Source organism: uncultured Tateyamaria sp. (assembly GCF_947504105.1).
In the GTDB taxonomy this organism is placed as follows: Bacteria; Pseudomonadota; Alphaproteobacteria; order Rhodobacterales; family Rhodobacteraceae; genus Tateyamaria.
In genome coordinates this window covers 1-2,486 of sequence record NZ_CANNGP010000112.1, presented here as the reverse complement: position 1 = coordinate 2,486, position 2,486 = coordinate 1, and the positions used below count along the sequence as shown (strand labels likewise).

3 protein-coding genes and 1 pseudogene are annotated in these 2,486 nt (G+C 51.2%); 1 reads left to right on the top strand and 3 read right to left on the bottom strand.

Annotated elements, in window-relative coordinates:
- Positions 1-80: 80 nt before the first annotated feature.
- Genes Q1A75_RS24360 through Q1A75_RS23670 form a run of 3 tightly spaced genes read right to left on the bottom strand, consistent with a single transcriptional unit; the run spans position 81 to position 1,471 of the window.
- The gene (locus Q1A75_RS24360) at positions 81-203 is read right to left on the bottom strand and encodes an integrase core domain-containing protein (RefSeq protein WP_366142235.1); all 123 of its coding nucleotides are present in this window, start codon (positions 201-203) and stop codon (positions 81-83) included.
- Positions 204-236: 33 nt separating this feature from the next.
- On the bottom strand, positions 237-734 hold the full coding sequence (locus tag Q1A75_RS23675; protein ID WP_299551856.1) for a hypothetical protein: 498 nt from the start codon (positions 732-734) through the stop codon (positions 237-239).
- On the bottom strand, positions 731-1,471 hold the full coding sequence (locus Q1A75_RS23670; RefSeq protein ID WP_299551853.1) for a response regulator transcription factor: 741 nt from the start codon (positions 1,469-1,471) through the stop codon (positions 731-733). Before Q1A75_RS23670 ends, Q1A75_RS23675 begins: the two co-directional genes overlap by 4 nt.
- 785 nt (positions 1,472-2,256) lie before the next feature.
- Here Q1A75_RS23670 and Q1A75_RS23665 point away from each other — a divergent pair.
- A pseudogene (locus Q1A75_RS23665) lies at positions 2,257-2,486 on the top strand (hypothetical protein); the annotation flags it as partial.

The following is a 2,486-nucleotide window of genomic DNA, read 5'->3' as shown; positions in this document are numbered from 1 at the left end:
GGAATATGTTAACCGGTCAAAGAAAGACCAAAACCTGAACAGAGCTAACCTAAAATAGCGGACTCAAGGGGGAGCAGTGTCTAGCCCTCAGTGTCTGGGCCACTAATTTGGACTTTCTCTAAATTGGTTTCTGGTAAGGGTGGACGCATGCCGAGCGCCTGATGCGGCCGAGTTTGATTGTATTGCTTGAGCCAGTGATTGATGACGATCTGATTAAAGGGAAGTCAGCGCAGGTTTCATGCCGGATAGCCAAAGTCACGAACCATGGTCCAGATTTCCTTATTGATGTGCTTGAGGCTATGTATCGCGGCATCGACGTCGGCAGCTGCAACCTGATTGAGTTCGTACACCTGCCCCACTTTGATCTCGTTCTTGCGATCCGCGATCCGCATGAGTATCGAACGCGGATTGCCGCCATCTGTGTCAAAGGCATAGATGCAGTGGTTGTACCTGTTTCGAAGCGCCGCCAGCTTTGAGATCCTGTTTGTCACGTCGAGGATGCGCTCTCGTTCCGGGGCGCTGGTTCGCTCCATCTTGGCCAGACGCTGAACAAGGTCAATGCGCGCGCGTGTCGTGTTCAGCGTCAGGAACACGACCAGCGCCACCTCTTTTTCCACGCCTGTCAGCCCTGCTATGAGGTGGATCAAAAGGCTTTCCGTATTTGTCCACGAGTAGTTCAGCTTGCCGACCAAAAGCAGAAAGTCATCAAATTCGATGGGGTCCGTGTCGGTCATTTTCTGAACGATTTGTCCAGCAGGTGTCGATGCTGAAAAAACCAGGCAGCTGCTTCGGTTCTGTTGCAGACGCCCAACTTGGCGATGACGTGATGAATATGGAGTTTGATCGTATGTTCCGACAGATCGAGCTCGTGAGCGATCAACTTGTTTTGCTTGCCCGCTGCCACGTTTGAAAGCACCTCTATCTCCCGCTTGGTCAGATTGCCCTTAACCGTCGCTTCTTCTGACTTGGATGGTGGCGCATAAGTGTTCAACGTTTGATCGGAGGACGGTTCGGGCGGTGGCATGAGAACCTCTCGTGAGACATAGCCGTCACCTCCCAGGATCAGATGGAGAATCGACAACCAACTGTCGAAGTGAATGTTCATTGGCAGAAAGCTGACGTTGTAGAGCGACGTGCCGCACATTTGCTCGGTCAGTTGTGCGCGCACGGCGTCGGGACTGCGGTAGGCAACTGCGAGAACGGTGTTCGGATGCACCGAACGCAATTCTGACATTGTGTGCATGAAATCTCCGAACAGAGATTCATCTACAATGATGGCCAGAATGTTGGATGACTCGTCGATTGGCAACTCATTGAGTGCGGCAAGAGATGCCGCACGGCGAAAAGTGACCTCGGAAAATTCATTTTGCGCGGCGCGCAATATCGACACTGAGAAATTCACCGCGTTGCCGACGAAGTAGACAAAACACTTGTCTGGTCGGTTACCAAAATTGGTGTGTTCGGCTTCCATAATAGTTAACTCCGAATGTATCCAGGCACTGAAGCAGGACGTTCGAAACTCGATCAACTTGGCTATCAAGGGCGCTTAGCTGGGCCTTGCGCTCAATGAAAACAGGTAACCGGGACTTGTCGAACCGAAGGATGCCCCCTCGCGTGCGTGGTTGCTAAAAAAAGATATTCAAATTCAATTATTTACGTATATTCGAAAGTCTAGGCTGCACCATTTTGCACTATATCATAGTGTTATTAGGATGCTGCGAACCTACACGTGCAGTATAGCACATGTGACGCTGTCCATCAATTGATCCGGATCAAGGCATTTAGTCATAGTGTGTAGATCGTCTGGTCAGTGGGCCGATTCACATACATCGATCAACCCGGATATCACCAAACCTTTCTGGTACGGTCGACGAATTTTCACCTCCTAATCAAATACTTGCCGGGCTCCTTCGCGATAGCCGTTTGTCCAGCTATTGCGACCAACCGCATTGATGGATGCTGATCGGGTCGCTGGAGACTAAGCGGCAATTTTTTTAATCGGCGCACTGCAACCGAAGACTCGGCTGCGTTTCACCCATTAGGTGTTTGTCAGTCTTTCCGTAGGTCTTTCGTTGGGTTGCGCCCACAGACTGGGGGGCATTGCTAACGAACAGCTTTCAAAACACCGCGGCGTGTGACTGAGCCGACAGCGGGTCAGTCAACCCACCATCTCCAAAAACTGAAACCAGCGCAGGCACGATGTTCGCTTTTGAAATGAGCGGCGAACCGGCAAGCGCTTCTTAAGGGAAAGACACAATGTCAAATCGTCAAATGTATATGTGGCCATGGAGCAATGGGCACCAGAGTCAGGATCAAGACCAAGATCAGGACCAGGCCCAGCTTCAGGCAGAACTACAAGCCCAGTTGCAAGGTCAGGGCCAGGGTCAGCACCAGAGTTCGTCAAGCGAGAACGACAACGACAACGACAACGACAACGACAACGACAACGACAACGACAACGACAACGACAACGACAACGACAACGA